The sequence below is a fragment of the Pseudoalteromonas sp. P1-13-1a genome, assembly GCF_001401875.1.
Taxonomy (GTDB): Bacteria; Pseudomonadota; Gammaproteobacteria; order Enterobacterales; family Alteromonadaceae; genus Pseudoalteromonas.
In genome coordinates, this window is record NZ_LKDV01000014.1 from 1 (window position 1) to 16,685 (window position 16,685).

Annotated in this window: 12 protein-coding genes; 5 read left to right on the forward strand and 7 right to left on the reverse strand. The window is 35.6% G+C overall.

All coding sequences use genetic code 11. The features are described from left to right. Window positions 1-378 precede the first annotated feature (378 nt). The 3 genes from AN391_RS10340 to AN391_RS10350 are packed head-to-tail and all read left to right on the forward strand — an operon-like array spanning window position 379 to window position 5,288. Window positions 379-1,980, forward strand: coding sequence for a hypothetical protein (locus AN391_RS10340; RefSeq protein ID WP_055015336.1), 1,602 nt, complete (start codon window positions 379-381; stop codon window positions 1,978-1,980). Next, entirely contained in the window at window positions 1,973-2,842 is an 870-nt protein-coding gene (locus AN391_RS10345; protein WP_055015337.1) for an ABC-three component system middle component 1, read from the forward strand. The genes AN391_RS10340 and AN391_RS10345 overlap by 8 nt, the downstream gene beginning before the upstream one ends. Beyond that, window positions 2,835-5,288 carry an AAA family ATPase gene (locus AN391_RS10350; protein WP_055015338.1) on the forward strand — a complete coding sequence of 818 codons (2,454 nt, stop codon included), beginning with the start codon at window positions 2,835-2,837 and terminating at the stop codon, window positions 5,286-5,288. The genes AN391_RS10345 and AN391_RS10350 overlap by 8 nt, the downstream gene beginning before the upstream one ends. Before the next feature lie 617 nt (window positions 5,289-5,905). Here the strand turns inward: AN391_RS10350 and AN391_RS10355 are convergent. The 3 genes from AN391_RS10355 to AN391_RS10365 form a co-directional block, all read right to left on the reverse strand. Next, the gene (locus AN391_RS10355) at window positions 5,906-6,229 is read right to left on the reverse strand and encodes a hypothetical protein (protein ID WP_055015339.1); all 324 of its coding nucleotides are present in this window, start codon (window positions 6,227-6,229) and stop codon (window positions 5,906-5,908) included. 81 nt (window positions 6,230-6,310) lie between these two features. Then, window positions 6,311-7,039, reverse strand: coding sequence for a M48 family metallopeptidase (locus tag AN391_RS10360; RefSeq protein ID WP_055015340.1), 729 nt, complete (start codon window positions 7,037-7,039; stop codon window positions 6,311-6,313). A gap of 3 nt (window positions 7,040-7,042) precedes the next feature. Continuing rightward, complete coding sequence (locus tag AN391_RS10365; RefSeq protein WP_082429324.1) at window positions 7,043-10,078, reverse strand: type I restriction endonuclease subunit R; 3,036 nt, start codon at window positions 10,076-10,078, stop codon at window positions 7,043-7,045. A 218-nt stretch (window positions 10,079-10,296) separates the two neighbouring features. On the opposite strand from AN391_RS10365, the gene AN391_RS20550 reads away from it, so the two are divergent. Then, window positions 10,297-10,449, forward strand: coding sequence for a hypothetical protein (locus AN391_RS20550; RefSeq protein ID WP_152967899.1), 153 nt, complete (start codon window positions 10,297-10,299; stop codon window positions 10,447-10,449). 2 nt (window positions 10,450-10,451) lie between these two features. After that, window positions 10,452-10,574 carry a hypothetical protein gene (locus tag AN391_RS20890; RefSeq protein WP_257125148.1) on the forward strand — a complete coding sequence of 41 codons (123 nt, stop codon included), beginning with the start codon at window positions 10,452-10,454 and terminating at the stop codon, window positions 10,572-10,574. A gap of 108 nt (window positions 10,575-10,682) precedes the next feature. Here the strand turns inward: AN391_RS20890 and AN391_RS10370 are convergent, their stop codons facing one another. From AN391_RS10370 to AN391_RS10390, 4 genes are all read right to left on the reverse strand, one after another. Further along, window positions 10,683-11,621: a hypothetical protein gene (locus tag AN391_RS10370; protein ID WP_055015342.1), complete on the reverse strand. Its 939-nt coding sequence runs from the start codon at window positions 11,619-11,621 to the stop codon at window positions 10,683-10,685. Window positions 11,622-12,265: 644 nt separating this feature from the next. Then, window positions 12,266-13,582 (reverse strand): hypothetical protein, encoded by a 1,317-nt coding sequence (locus AN391_RS10380; RefSeq protein WP_055015344.1) that lies wholly within the window; start codon window positions 13,580-13,582, stop codon window positions 12,266-12,268. Between the two features lie 27 nt (window positions 13,583-13,609). Further along, window positions 13,610-14,884 (reverse strand): restriction endonuclease subunit S, encoded by a 1,275-nt coding sequence (locus AN391_RS10385; protein WP_055015345.1) that lies wholly within the window; start codon window positions 14,882-14,884, stop codon window positions 13,610-13,612. Then, a complete protein-coding gene (locus AN391_RS10390; protein WP_055015346.1) occupies window positions 14,877-16,613 on the reverse strand; it encodes a type I restriction-modification system subunit M in 1,737 nt (578 codons plus the stop codon). The genes AN391_RS10385 and AN391_RS10390 overlap by 8 nt, the downstream gene beginning before the upstream one ends. Window positions 16,614-16,685: the final 72 nt, after the last annotated feature.

Sequence of the window (16,685 nt, forward strand, 5' to 3'; positions counted from 1 at the left end):
GAACTAAAGCATAGTTCTTATAGAGGTAGTACTTTCTGTGCTGATTGGAATCTAACAGAGGCGATGTTGCCAAACTCATTTCTGCCCCAAAGTGAGTTAGCGTAAATGCACTAAAGGTGGCTTTGAGCGAGGGGCGGGCGTTAATCTTTGAAGCTTAAACGTCAGCTTTCCAAGTTATATCTGCCGATATGCCCTCTGAATATATGAGAATAAAAACTGAGCCTGAATTCGGATAGCTAATTCAGATTTAGCGATCAATAGATGCTTGCCTAATTGATTTGCAAAATAAAATGGAATTAGATTTGAAGCTGTTGTAATTTATTGTTTTTATATGTGGCTACCTCGCATATCACCCAAAAGGATTGAAATAGCTAGAAAATGGAAGATACACAATTTAAAAGTCCATTGTTTGATGCAACCGCGACGTGGAACGGTTTTTCTTATCAAGGAAAAGTCGGACTTTATGTATGTTTAAAGCTTATTAATGATGCATTGCTTCGTAATGAAGATATAGATGAGTTCTGTGAGCAATATAGTATTGAATTCGAATGGTTGGAGGATTTTTCTATACTCCAAAATAACCAGTATATAAGCCATCATCAAGTTAAACATTACAATAATGATCAATTTAGTAGTTATATTGACGCCATTGTTACTATTTTATCAAGACAACAAGGTCGAATATCCGAAAATGATCTATTTAAATATATTGGTTATTATGCTCAGATTAATTCCAAAGACTTTAATAAAAAGAAATACATTGAAACATTAGTTAGTAGATTAATTGAAGAGAACGTTGTCGATCAAAGCCGATTTATAATAGTAAATAAAATCTCAAACCTAGATGGTTACAATGATGATGCGGTAACTGCGGTTAATAATTACTTAGGTGATTTTATAACTATAAAAGATCAATATTTAAATGGGTGTGTTTACGTCCATACATCAAAAAAGATAGCCATTCCTGATAAAGACCTATCAGATTACAAAGACATAAAAAAATCAAACGTCAGTTTGAAACACGGTTCAAAAAGAACACTTATAAATCAAAGTATTATATGCTCGTTTGACAGCAACTCCGACTACGAACTAGCACTTGAAGATGCAGAATTAACGAAGAAATTGATTTGTTTAGCTGAATCTATTTTGCAACATCAAAATCCAAACCTTGTTATCACTCCTGAAATATTAACTATTTACGTTGCATCAATAAAAGACCTTGTTGATAAATATGTCGCACAGAGGCATGAAGATCTAAATCGGGATGAAACAATACGGCTAAGTGAAAAAGTAAAACGAAAATTACCATTCGAAAATATTTTAGCCTGCCTAAGAATGGAAATTATTGATGAATCAAACGATCACTACTGGGAACTAATTTGCCGTGAAAACTTTGAGAATGCATTCCAAAAGCAAATTGATTTTTTAGATGAAGAAAACTTAGTAGAGCGAAGAAACCTCTATAGGCATTATAAAACGACTAAGGATAAATATATTAAACAAGGGAAGTTAGCTTTATTGTTAAAAGCATTAAAACCACACCTACCTGTTTGCAATAATTCCACTAAAAGTAATTATTATCATCAACATATAGCAAGTGAAAATGATATCAGCATAGTTTATTTAAGTTTTCTTGAAAATCTAAACATGGAATACGAGGACTCTTTCTTTTTTCCAAAAAATGGTCAGTATTTTTATGCAAGTACTATTAGCGTAAATCGCTCAAACCCCCGTCATACAAGAAAGGCTATTGAAGCTTTAAAAATAGATTTTAAAGATCGATATATATATTTAAATAAAGATACTGACTTTATTGTTATCGATTCACCTAATAACACTAAATTTTCAGGTCGTCTTGAAAAATTTGTAGAAGTACCTAACGTGCTAGGCTATGAAGTAACAGATAAAAAACATATAACCTCAACCAAAGATCTTACTTTTGTTCATTATGAATTAGCACAGGAAAAATTAAATGAATAAGGATTTTCTCAATACCATTACTAAATTATTAGGTGAATTAGGCTTGTCTGCTGGTATTTTTAATTTAGTTGATGACGACACAACAATTCTACAGTCACAAGACTTTATCCTCATTAGAAACAATAAAGTTGGTGATTATTTTTTATTGGCCGAAATTCAAATATCCGAATTAAATTTAGTCAATCGTGATTTACAAATCAGTCTGATGTCATACTTAACCCACTTAATGACTGATGCGGGTGTTAATGATTTGCGACCATTAAATGGAGTTCCATTTTTAGCGTTAGATAATAGCTTTGAGAAAAACACCACGTTATTGCTATTCACAAGTAAAATTGGTGATATTACTAACCTACTTACCCAAATTACTGAAATAGAAGAAAACGAGTATTTTTTTAAAAAACAAGTTGTACTGCTCCCAACCAAGTTTTTAGATAATTTGGGAAATAAAATCTCCAGCTCAACGGATTTTGAAATAACTAGATATTTGCAAGATTACATGCATGACACTGAAAAGTTTAAACAATTCATGAGCAAGACAAACGAAGACTCTGATTATGCAGGATGCGCCCAATTTTTTGAAAAGTTGCCATTTTTACATTTAAACGTAAAAAGCTCGGAATCTAATTCCTTACAGAATATGATCGACAATGAAATCGCGGAAAATACAAAAAAATACAGTATTACGATCAACACCGACACGGACGAAGAAGAAAATAGTAAATTTACCATCTTAGATAAAAACCTAGAGGAAATTTATGTAGTAGCAATGAAATATGCGTCAAAAATGGAAGAGTCCGATGCCTACTTAGATGCAGAAGCACTGCTAACTAATTTAAAAGGAAATGGGTTCAATGGGTAATTATAGAATTGGCCGATTGCTTGTTAAAAACTTCAAATCCTACACGGAAGAATTTTCATATAACTTCGAAAATAAAGATTTAATTATTTTAGATGGCCCAAATGGATTTGGTAAAACAACAATATTTGATGCAATTGAAATAGCCTTCACAGGTACTGTCAGTCGGTTTAAAGATTCTAAAATAATTGATACCAAGCAACGAAATAAAAATATGTTGATATCAACTAATGGAGTCGACGGAGCTCCGGCTTTCGTGGTTTTAGAATTAATCTCTAATAATAACTCATTGATTATCGGCACTTACATAGAAGCTAAAAAAGGAAAAAATAAAGAATGGGCTAATCATATTTATCGCGGAATCTTAAAGAGCTGGCCAGATAATGTTGACGATATATCTATTGAAATTGGAGAAGGAAATGGGAATATAATTGAAGAATTACAGGAAGCGTTAAATTTTAAAGAATTAAATAAAATGTTTACTGTATTCAATTACATTCAGCAAGAAGAAACTTTGCATTTTCTTAAACTTGATGAAAAATCAAGATTTAATCAAATAGATCACCTCTTTGGTATCGGTGATGAAAAAAACGCGTTCGAGAAATTAGAAAAATTAAAAAATTTAGTTTTAGCTAAAAAAACAGACTTGGAAACAAAAAAAAGCGATAAAACAGCAGAACGTGAAGAACTTCGAACTGAAGAGGGTGCATATGATGAGATTAGCTTATCTGGAAATACAATAGAACAGCTAGATACAAAAACGATTGCAGAACTCGAAAAATATAAAGCCGCGCTTGAGGAATGCAAAAAGATATTAAGTGATGGCGGGGGTAATGTTTGGTCACTTATTAAACAGCGACACGAGGTTAAAAAACAGCTTGAAGCAGAGAATAAAAATTCAATAAAAAACCTGCTTCTTTTTAGTAATATCGCGGATAGTAAAAACGTAGGCTATACCCGCATTGAATCACTAAGCAAACATATCCTGTGGATTACTAAGACTGTTGAAAAATGTGCAGATTATAGTGAACTAAAAAATTTAGATATTACTAAAGAAATTGAGATTACAGATGTTTTATTGAATAAAATACAAAAACATTTCAAAAAATTATACGAAGTAAACAAAGCTGATATCAATAGCTATGAAACTCTTGTAAATACTCAAAGCACAACCGAGAAACTTTTAACTAGCATAACCAATTCCAGTGAAACGCTAATTAAAAAGTTAAATAAATATTGCCGCGAAGAAGAAGAGATCATTGAACATTCGGATAATAAAGAAGGTATCGATTGTCCATTATGCGGGCAACCATATGACGATTTAATCGAACTTAATAAAGCATATAAAGAACAAAAGGTAGCTTTTGAAAAATTACAAACAGATTCAAGTAAAAAGCTAGAGCTAGCTTATAACAAGCTTATAGATGAGTTAATTTCACCTTCTATCCAACGAAGTAAAGATCGCTTTGCTAAATACAGCCATTTTAATGATAACTACAAAGAAATATTGAGAACCCGTCAGGTTAGTAAAGATCGATTTGATGAGATTATAAAACTTAAAAGTTGGTTCGATGAACACCTCCCGCAATACAGTGAACACGCTTGCCCTAGCTTATTCTCTGCAGATTATTCTGTAGAAGAAAAATATACTGAAATTAAGACTCTGTTGGAAACTTTAGACAGTAAGCTTTCAGTCAAAGTTGGGGACGAATTTGAGCCAATTAAAGCTAAATTAGATGATATTGGTGTAGATGCGAGTACAGAAGTTAATGATTGGCCTTTTTCATTAGAAAATGTTACTAACGATATTCAGTACTTAGAAAATCAAATTAAACTATTAAATAACAATCAATACAGTAAGTTAACAGATGAAATAACAGAGTATGACACAGGTATATCAAACTATAAAAATATACTAAACGCATTAAATGACGGGCATAAAATATATAAAACTAATATTACTCGATATGAAAAAGAGATAGCCAAAAAAATTCAAATACCTTTTTACAATATTAGCAGTAAAATCTTACAAACAAGACTTGAATCAGGGATGCCGGCGAGTGGTGTTATTTTGGAAGCACCTGATAAATTGAACAATAATGGTTATTATCGTTTTTGTTCAAGTATCGGATCTGAACATGACGCTTGGAGTACAATGAGTTCAGGCCAACTAGCTGGAGTGATTATTGCTTTTATGCTGGCGATGAATAAAGTGTTTCCTACAGGGTTAAAAACGTTATTAATTGATGACCCAATTCAAAGTATGGATGACATAAATATGGCATCATTTATTCAATTGTTGAGGGAAGAGTTTAAGGGTTATCAAATTATAATGTCTACACATGAAAGTAGAATCGCGAATTATGTATCCTATAAATATCAAACATCTGGCTTATCACCTTTAGCTATAAATTTAAAAAATGATAAGAAAAATAGAGACTTAATTTAACAGTGATTGGCGAAAGTCTAGCACTTTAGCGTTTAGCCTGTGTAGATTGATTCCAACGAAGTAAGTCCCAACATTTTGCCTATCAAAATGTTGGGTACGCTTCTAGCTTACCCAATTGAGTCATATAAACGGCTGTTTATCACTGGATAGCCGACGTTCAAATTTGATAAACCATCCTTTGCTTCTGGCACATAGCCGTCCAACGACTCTAAATTGTTTTTGTCCAAAAACGTGCTTGAGCTACCGCCTGTTTCTCGCACTTTGCCGAAGTTGAGCTCAGTGCCAAGAGCACACGTTCACTAATGTGATACCCAAAGTGAAGAGCAATGGTTTTGACTTAATATATTTACTTGAAGTTTATGTATAAAAAATTATTTTTAATAGTAGGTATTATGTTTAGTACATTAGTCATTTGAGTTGGATTCAATACGGATTCTTCAGTCTATTTTTTTACTTTTGAAGATAATGGGCTTTGCATAACGTCACATATTTAAAAACTTTAAGTAAGCACAGGTAAAAGCTAATAAATGAATGCACTAAAAGCTAATAAATGAATGCACTAAAAGCTAACGTTGATAATATAAATCTATTACAAAATCTTGTGTACTAACTCAGGCTTAGCCTACATTCAAAATATCATTCAAAGCGATACGCTTAACTTTCGTTCCGTCGCTATACCCATTTGCTAATAAGTTATCTAAAACTGCGCCGGTATAAAATGTGTAACCATTTTCCCCATCAATTGGCAGTTCATAGATTGAGCCTGATTTTTGAGGCCAAATCCAGTATTTTCCGCATGGTGATAAATCAGGTAAAGCCTTAGAGCCAGAGCTTACTCTCCAAATATCATTACCCTTCCAAGAGCAAAAAATGGCATACCGCGTTACATCGTCAGCTGATTGATATATTAAAACTACCCAGCCCTCTGGTTTGTGTTTCATAGTTACTATATCTCTTTGTATATTTAAATTAAGTACTTACAGCGTATAAAATTTTTTATATTAGGAACTAAGTAAACCACCTTAGAGTTCTAACCTTGCACCATTGTGCTTTAACCACTCTTTACACTCTAAATAATCAGGCATAAAGCGCTCTACTTCGCGCCAAAACTTTGGAGAGTGGTCATGGTGTATTAAATGGCAAAGCTCATGCACCACTACATAGTCTACAATGCGATTAGGAGCCATTATCACCTTCCAATTGAAGGTAATATCACCTTCAGCAGTACAGCTACCCCAGCGGCTTTTATAATTCTTTATACCCACCGAGTTATATTTAACATTCATTATGTCGGCGTAACGTTTAACTTTTTCGTTAAACTTAATCTCAGCATGCTTCTCGTACCAAGCAAGTAATGACTCTTTAATTAAATCAGCGTTATCAGTACCAGCAAATAAGGTTACGCTAAAACGGCCATTAATTAGTTTAGCCGGTTTGTAATATCCTTGATTTACTTTTAAACGATAATTACGGCCAAGGTATGAAAAACACTCGCCAGAAACAAACTCTTTATTGCTCTTGGGCTGAGCTTCATAATGAAGGGCTATTTTTTCTTTTATCCACTGCCTTTTATCTTTGAGTAGCTTAATTATTCTTTCATTGTCCAAAGCATGGGGCACCACAACGCATACTTCACCGCTTTCAACAGTTATAGAAGCTGTTTTAGTGCGATTGGTACGTTTTATAAGGGCGGTAAACCCATTACTTTCTAAGTACTCTTGTGTGCTTTCTTCTGCTAAAGACTTAGTCATAAATTAACGCTTATCAAACTTGGTTTTTCCTAGTTCCATAAAGCGCTCCTGTACTACTTTAACTAAGCTTGGCTCACCAAAAGATTGGTCGATAATGGCGCGTTTAATCTCTTTTTTCATTCGTTTTACTTCGTCTTGCTTATTGAAAAAATCAACAATTTGAGTCGCTTCGTCAAAGGTATTAACCAATGTTTGTGTTGTCGCTTTTACTTCTTCCATCACAGTTTCATCAATAACATAGCCGCCTTTATTCTCAGCTACCTGCGATACTTCAGCGGTTAAAATATTATAAAAGGCGTATTCGGTTTCTGATAAACCAATATCCTGAGCTGCTTTTTGATGTTCGCTCTCAATGTTATCAACCATATCCAGTAGCAACTCTAACTGGCGTTCCCAGTTGCCTGCATTCTTCACTATTATATCTCTCAACCTTAAGCTTAGTGATTTATAGTATTCAGGGTCTTCTTCAAGGTTCACGGTAATGTGGTGCTTAATAGCACTTTCAACTTCTGAGGCTTTTGATTCGGTTGACTTAACTTCTTTAAGTTTATCTTTAAAGTTGGCAGCTAATAAATCTACTGGTGGTATTTTAGGGTCAACTCCAGTGCTAATAATGTGCTCATCAACTAGCTGCCTTACCTTTTCGCCAACGCCCGATAAATCAAGCCCTTCTTCACGGTAACGTACCCTTGCTGCATTCAGCACTTTACCTAAAAAGGTTAAATCTTTAATAAAAGGAGACGCGGCCTTATCAGGTAAAATAACGTTCATCTGTTTAGCAAAACGCTTAAACGCCATTTCAAATTGCGATCTTATCGTTTCGTCTTTTAAAACCAGTACATAGTCATCAACGTCAGTACTTGGTTTGCCATTTACAAGTACACCTTTAAAAAAGCTCATAGCAACAGTATGGGCGGCTTTTAGTTTAGGAATTTCATCTTTTAATGACTGAAAAGTACCGTCTACATCATCGCTGGTAAACATATCCAGCGCATCGGTTAAATGCTGCGAAAGCCCATAGTAGTCAACCACAAAGCCACAGGTTTTACCTTTATATGTTCTGTTAACGCGCGCTATAGCCTGCATTAAAGTATGGTCTTGTAGTTTGCGGTCTATATACATTACTTGTGCTATTGGCGCGTCAAAGCCCGTTAATAGCATATCTTTAACAATTAAAAACGCAGTCGGGTTTTCATTTAATGGCTTGGGAAAGTCATCAATCGCTTTTTTTTGTTTAACTTTATCTGTGTACTGCGATATGTAAGCTTCATCATTATGATCGCCTGAAATAATCACTTCAGATGGTGGAGCACCTAACTCATCTAGGGTTCTTTTATAAAGCGCAGCGGCATGGCGGCTACCCGTTACTATCATAGCTTTAAAGCCATCTGGCTGAATGTGCTCCCGGTAATGCTTAAGTAAATCTATACATACCCATCGAATGCGTGCGGGGGCTTCACGTACAGCTCGCTCAACACCATATTTCTTCTTAATTTCGCGTTGTTCTTCTTTAGTATAATCACCAAAGTACTCTTCAAAAAGCTTATCGAGAGACTTACCCGACACATCAGTTATTACCTCTCTGCCTTCGTAAAGTATTCTTACTGTAGCGCCATCTTCAACCGCTTCATTAATTTTATATTGGTCAATATACCCACCAAACGCTTGCCCCATTTTTTGAGTTTTAAGCAGGGGTGTTCCCGTAAAGCCAATTTTAGGTGCATTAGGTAAAGCTGCATTAATCACCATTGCTAACCCGCCAAATTGTGTACGGTGTGCCTCATCGGCAAGTACTATAATTTTTTCGCTGGTGTTTAAATCTGTAAATGTTTTATCGGGGTCGCCGTTAGCAGCTTCTTTTTCAGCTTCCTGAAATTTTTGTACCATTGCAGTTACTAAATCAGATGAATCTTTTTTCAAAAGCTCTCTTAGTTTAGCAACCGATGATGCGTTATAAACCGTTTCGCCTTGTGCGTCTCTGAACGTAGATGAAAGCTGCTCGTCTAATTGAGTTCGGTCAGTAACAAATACAAGCTTGTATTGCTGAAGCTCTGCGTCTCTTCGCATTTTAACTGCAAGCATAACCATTGTAAGTGACTTACCAGAGCCTTGTGTATGCCAAACTACGCCCGATTTATCTCTACGGGTTTCACCATTTTTAAGGCGTTCAATTACTTTATTTACGGCTCTGTATTGCTGATAACGTGCAACTTTTTTAATTAAACGGCCGTCAACTGTTTCGTAAATAACAAAGTTTTGTAATAGGTCTAAAAAACCTTCTCGGTTAAACATGCCGGCTAATAAACGCTGTTGTGCAGTAACACCTTCAGTGCCATTTTCTACAATAAGTTCTTTATCTGTAAACGGGTAAGCGTCTTTCCAGTCACCATAGTGCTGAGAGCTTGAGCTAATAGTACCTACTTTAGCTTGGTCTCTACAGGTAGATACCATAAGTTGGTTATACCAAAATAGCTTCTCAGCGCCTTCGTCATCGTTGGGGTGGCGTAAGTTAGCATACCGTCTTAACTGGTTAATCCCATCGCTCATGGGGCTTGTTATATAAGGGGATTTACACTCAATAACCGCAAGCGGAATACCATTAACAAAACACACAATATCTGGGATTATATTTTGGTTAACACCCTCAACCTTAAACTGATTAGTACAAACAAACTCATTGTTATCTATATTATCAAAATCAATAATTTTAACAGTTTGTCCTTTACGGCCTTTACCTAAATCTTGCTCTACTGATTGGTAGCTCACCAACGTTTTGTAAAAGGCATGGTTATATTCCATTAAACCAGCAAATAAAGGGTGAGTGACTTCGCGTGATACTTTTTTTAAGTTCTCATCACTTATCCACGGGTTAATGCGCTTTATGGCCGCGTTTAATTGCCCTACAAGCACAACATCACGGTTATAAGGCCTAACCCCCGCCTCTGGAGAAAGGTTTAATCCATTAATGTACTTCCAACCCAGTTGCTGTAACTGCGCTATTGCCGGAAGTTCTACCTTATTTAATTCATCCTGATTCATACTTTTCTCAGTGCGTTTACTCGTTATAAATACTTATAAAATTTGATATAGCTAATATCCCCTTATATTAAAGCTACTTATAAAAATTAATAGCTATTTTAATAAAAAATGATTTTGGACAGTTTCCCCCCCTTTTTGGGCGATTTTTATCAATGCATAATCCATTTCGTTAGCAGAGGCTTCTGCTAATAATCATTAACTATATAAGGAGTGTGCACATGAGCACAAACAAAACCCCAATGACAACTGACGCAGCCCGCAGAATTACAAGCCAAGAAGCAAAAGCGAATGGTGGTAAAATTGAAAAAGGCAGCTTTGCAGCAAAAGCACAGCGCGCGGCAGCAAAAAACAAAAATAACGGAGTAATATAATTATGGAACAACATGATTTAGACAACTACTCGCGCCAGCTAGACCCTGAAAACGATGCTTATTGGCAAAGCCGTGGTGAAGATGAACGCCCAGATGACTGGCAAGAACAACTAGATGATGAATAAAGTCATTGAGTCTTAGCTTGAACTGTCAGATTTGATTAATCGTTTAATAAAATCTGGCAGTTATATGCTTGAAACGGATGGTGGAAACATTCGATGAATTGATTAAATCTATAGGTTTTGATTTGCAATTTTATCTATAAAACCTGTAACAAGTGCTAATGATTTTTTATTTTGATTTGCTTGCCTATACATGCATGCGGCACGACCAAAACCTAAAACAGGTTCTTTTTCTTCTTGAGAAAGGAAAGCACTTGAACTAAATTCGAATAGAATTCCTGCAACATTACGTCCCGTATTTTTTGTTGAAATATCCTGTTGCTCTATAGCGAAGCCTGTGATTGCTTTTTGTATATCCATATCATACAAACGCACATCACTAGTTGCTGTCACAGTCCCCTCAGGTAAAATGACATCAGTTACGTCCAGAGCTATCAAGCCAAACTTGTTTTTGCGATTTCCACCAATACGTGTATCGATCTGACTAGAAGCTTTTTTTATACGATGCCCTAATTTTTGTAGAGATTTTAATCGTTTACATTCTACATACAGTTTGTGTTTGTCAATGGTGACAACTACATCACAATCATCTGTTAAGTCAACTTCATAACCGCCTTTGAGAAATCTAGAGGCAATATTTAACTCAAATGCAAAATCTCTTGCAGGGTCATCATTTTGCCCCCTTTTATTCTTTTTGATTGCCTCTGCACGCATACTTTTACCAGACATTACATGCTGAATACGGCCTTTTAATCCTTCGTGCTCTTTGTCTTTAAATGTATTCCATAACCGAATTATCTGGCAAGCTTCAGTTGCGGCTTGCATGAACAGATAAAAATCATTGATCAGAGCACCGTCTGTAGGTACTTTAGCTCCTGAATTAAAAAACGTTTTTAACAGCCTTTCGTAATCTCCGATTCTAGTGCTTTTGTATGGGAATCCCATTTCTTCAGATAACCACTTACATGCTTCTTGGAACTCTTTTTTACGGTCTGTAAATTCCCCATGATACATAGTGGTTTTACTTGATTCTATCAATGTTTTATTCATAAACCTGAGAGCTACCTTGATTAAAAACGATCGAAAAGTGGTAATGAGTCTAGTACTAAAAATACGTTGTTAATTTTACAGAATAAAATAAGAGATAATTTAGGGCAGAACCCTGGCGACAGTTTGAAGACTAATTGCTATAAGTATGGACTCAGGGAACAAGTAAGAGCTAAAAAATGCGAGCCATCCGAGGATGACCAGGGCGGATTTAAATCCGGTTAGTTGCAGTTGTTTTTCCATAGGCGCCACCTCCGTTTTACTGTTAATGTCGCTAAGACTCTGCTCCGCAGTGCGTGCTGCCCTAAATTTTCTCCCAAAATTTATACATTGTCTTGCCCTAGATAAATTAAGGCAGCGCATTACTGAAAGTTACCCCTTGTTATAAAGCTTCTAGTAAAAATATAGTGTGCGCATTTTGGTAATCTTATTATTAATAATTTACTCGCAGATGCTATTGATTACAATGCTTTTTACGTTTCTAAATTGAGAATTAACTTAACCTAGATACAAAGATTACTTAGTGAATACCTCTTTATTGAGTTATCTAAGCTTAATTTCCTTACGAGTGGTAGCACCAGTAAATATGCCTTTAATCAATATGGACTACCAGCGAAGCTATCAACCAGTAACTTAGATCAATTATGTTACTGGTTGCTGTTCTCGATCTTGGTCTTTAAATTAGCTCTGTAATAACTAGGGATATTAGCAAGTACCTTTTTTATTATTACTTCTATCTCTTCTTGAGTAGCGGTTTCATTTTTTGCCTCAGTAAGCTTTTCAGCAATTAACTTATCGACTGCCATAACTACTTTACACATATCAAAAATTAAATCATTGCTAGACTCTTCAGCAAATAAATTTAAATTGCTGATAAAAGCAATTAGCTTTTTATTACTAGGTAAATTAATACCTTTGCGCCAGTCTTTAAGCTGATTATAGTGCCTGCTTTCTAATGGGTCATCTGGCTGTTCCGAATCGACTTTTTCTATTTCAATAAAGCTTGCAAGCTTCCTGTAGCTTACCTCTCCCATTAACTTTGATAGTGTATCTTTTAACATTTTTAGCATACCTGCAAAGCAGGTTTTTATATTTTCATCAGTTGCGTACAAGTATATTGCACCTGAAATCATACCGATTTCGTTTTTAACTTTATCCATGTTTGCACCTAATGCTAAACGGTAACCAATTTCATAGTGTGTTATTGCTTCTAGGTAAAAATCAAAAATTAAGTAAAAATAGCCTTCCAAAAAAGTAAGCTTTTGCTCCTCGCTTAATTTCTTTTTTTGAGAGTGTAGCAATGCTAAATTAGCTAGCTCTTTAATAGTGCCTTTAGGTATATGTGGGTTGTCTCCCCATAAAGAATACTGAGCATTCCATGCGGCCTCTACGTCGTCCGGTTTTAATTTACCCGCTTTAATCTCTTTTTTAATATCCAATAAAAAAGCCACTTCTGAATTACAACGCCGCTCAATAAAGTTAACTAATAAATCGTATTCATTTTCATTAACTTCGCTATCGTAAAATGAGCTACATTTATACCCATTAAGCGCAGAATACCACTCACTTGCATTAGAGCCGGCCTGATCACTGCGTCTAGTTTTAACTAATAGTCTTTTGTTTAATAGCTTTTCCAAAGGAAAGGGAATTAATTTAAGCCAATCAACTATTTTGCCAATACTCCTTAAACCAACTCCTTTATTAAATAAATCATATCGACTACTCTCCGATAGCTTTAAAGGCGTTCGGTAAGACGTTTCAAAATACTCAAACAACTGCTTTTGGTTTTTAATAAAGCCAACTAAAGCGAATACCTTGCTTACTGGCGGTAAATAAAAAGACGGCGACACCTGCTGTATAAATTTAACTTTATTATTTTCATCCGCCGTGTTTTTTAAATCTTGATGAAACTGATCTAAAACGATGTCATTACCTTTGAATTTCTTAATATCAGTGGTATTCATTAATTGTCGTCCTTGACTGTTTTATTGCTATTCACTATCTACCTTGACGCGTACTTTGCCGGTGAGTAAATCTTGCATTAGGGCTTTCTTCTGATTTTTTAAGCTATTCAACTTCAACTTCGCGAAATTTATTTTTTTTACAATAGATAAAATCGCTTGAGTGATTTTTTTCTGCTCATTTAGCGCTGGGATAGGTATCCGTAGTTCTTTAATATTTTGCGCATTAATATTTATATTAGAGCTACCTTGAGTAATAGTACCTAACTGTTTTTGACAAACATCAGATTCGTACCAAAAACCTACAAATTCATTCAATATCATTTCTAAATCAAATCGAAACCTAATTAAATACGACGCAAAAGTGGCCTCATTGTTTGAATCAAAAATTCCGTAGCGACCAATAGCACCACTTCTAGCAAAGAGAAAATCACCGTTTAGGACCTTGTATGCTTTTTTGTCCTTTTCTGAAATTAGCATCTTAGGCATTTCAGCAAAAGAAATAAAAGGGTTTTGCATATCTGTTATTCTAATTAGATAAGTACCATCAAGAGTATATTTATCTTTAGAGTAATAACCCTGTTTATGCTCAAGAGTAATATCACCAAACTTTTTAATCTCCCACTCAGCAGGGATTCTGCCAACGGGTGAGCCTTTAAATTCGGTGTGTCCGATGCCGTTGGTCAGCAACTCTTGCATCATGCCTGTTTTTAGATCTTTTAACTTATTAATTTGCGCTTGTGTTTTTTCAATTACTTCATCAACAGAAGTTAGAATTTTGGCTATTTTTTGTTGTTCAGGGAATGGGGGGGTTGGGATATGGAATGCCTTGATATCTCCATTCGAAATATGGGGTATACCAGAGCTTGTTTTTACAGTTTCAACGTATGTTAACCATTCATCAGTACCAAACAAAAAATATAAAAATTTCGAACTAAAGTATTCTTTAGTTCTCAACCTTGCTACTCGCTGAACTAGCAATGCAGGCAAATCAACGCTTCTTAAGTAAGCGTAGTTTTTTCCGACTAATGAACCATCCATACCTATTAAAATATCATTCTCAATCAATTCATACTTGATTAACTTCTCTAGATCCGAGTCCCAATACTTTGTTTTTTCTGATTGCCAGCGGGTAGCCCCTTTAGTTAGATTTATTCCTCGAACTAACCTTACGCCACGGCCTTCTGTGTTAAATTTATCACTGTCAAAAGCAGGTCCGGTCAAATAATTAACATTTTTTTCAACTAACCCATATTTCCAGTCAATAGGTAGCTCACCAAAAGGTTGAAAAATAGCATTACTCATAACCTAATTCCTTTAGGTAACCTTTCATTTCAACTTCTGCGCTAGTCACTTGTTCATCTAGCTCAAATAACGATAATTGGTATTTATCCCACCAACGCTCTAGTTGAGTAATTACAGCTGCTTCAACTTCATCGCCAATATTCTCAGCAATAAAAGCTCTAATTAGTTCTTTAGAAGTAAGCTCTGGTTTAAATATAAAGTAGTTTTCATCGCGCTTATCGAATACCTTTGTTACGTCAAAGTCTTGTAGTATTTCTTCACGAATGTATTCACTTTCAACTTCGCGTACTGGTATACCGCCGTGCAGTATGGCGCGTACGTCGAATATCTCAGGTGGTGGTGAGGTATCTGCGTAGCGCCTAATGTTTAAGTTAAAGTCGTTTTCTTTAATTTCGCTAATATCGACTACTTTGGCGTAACGTTTTATATCTTGATAATCATGAAATGTAGCTATTATTTTTTTAATGTCTTGTGGGCGTAGTTTATTTTGGTTTTTACCTTCTTCAAACTCTAGTTCTGAGTTAATAAATAACACTTTGTTTTTACGTATCGCGATTTTGTTTTTATTAATAATTAATAAACAGGCAGGTATACCCGTGCCGTAAAATAAGCCTGATGGTAGGCCTACAACAGCTTCTAATAAATCGTCTTCTAGTATGCCTTGGCGAACTGCTTTTTCACTTGAACCACGAAATAACACACCATGTGGCATGACAATGCCTGCCATGCCTTCATCGTTTAATGAGGCAATCATGTGTTGTACAAACGCTAAATCGCCCGCGTCTTTTGGTGGTGTACCGTATGGAAAGCGCCCATAGCCGTCGTTATCACATTCTTCTTTGCCCCACTTTTTTAAACTGAATGGTGGGTTTGCAATAACGCGGTCGAAGGTCATGAGTTGACCCTGCTCAGTATGTTGTGGGTCTCGTAGAGTATCGCCTTTACGAATATCGGCACTAAATACGCCATGTAAAAACATATTCATTTTACAAATAGCCCACGTATTTAGGTTCATCTCTTGCCCAGCAAGGGATAAGTTTGATGGGTTTTGACCGTGAGACGCTAAGTAATTACGTGTTTGCACCAACATGCCGCCAGAGCCTGCCGTAGGGTCGTATACACGCATACCCGCTTTTGGCTCTAATAGTGATACAAGTAATTGCACCACCTCGCTTGGAGTATAAAATTCGCCGCCTTTTTTACCAGACGAATCAGCAAACATTTTAATTAAGTACTCGTAAGCCGTACCTAATAAATCAGGACGTTCAAAATCACTGTTACGCAAGCGGTGTTTACTAAAGTGAGAGAGCAAGTCACGTAGTTTGGCATCAGACAGTTTGTTTTTTATATTAAAATCGATGCTTACTAACACGCCTTCAAGCGAGCTGTTGTGCTCCTCAATGGCTTCTGTCGCTTTATTAAGCATTGCACCTATGTCGTGCTTTAAGTCCTTTAAAACGCTCCAACGCGCGTTTTCAGGGATATAAAAGGTGCTGTCGTATTCGTCTTCATCTTGCGATAGCTCTTTTGCTTGTGCCTCTGTTTTACCGGTGGATAAATAATGCTGGATTACGGTTTCTTGTGCTTCATCAAACGAGTCTGAAAGACGTTTTAAAAACATCATCCCGAATATGTAATCTTTAAATTCTGAAGCATCCATGTTGCCACGTAAAATATCGGCAGTTTCCCATAGGAAAGATTCTAATTGTTGGAGAGTAATTTGAGTCATGTTGGTTTTTATTCCGTTTGTATTTATTGCTTAAATTCCGTCATTAAGCGATTAAATGAAAAGCTTTGATTA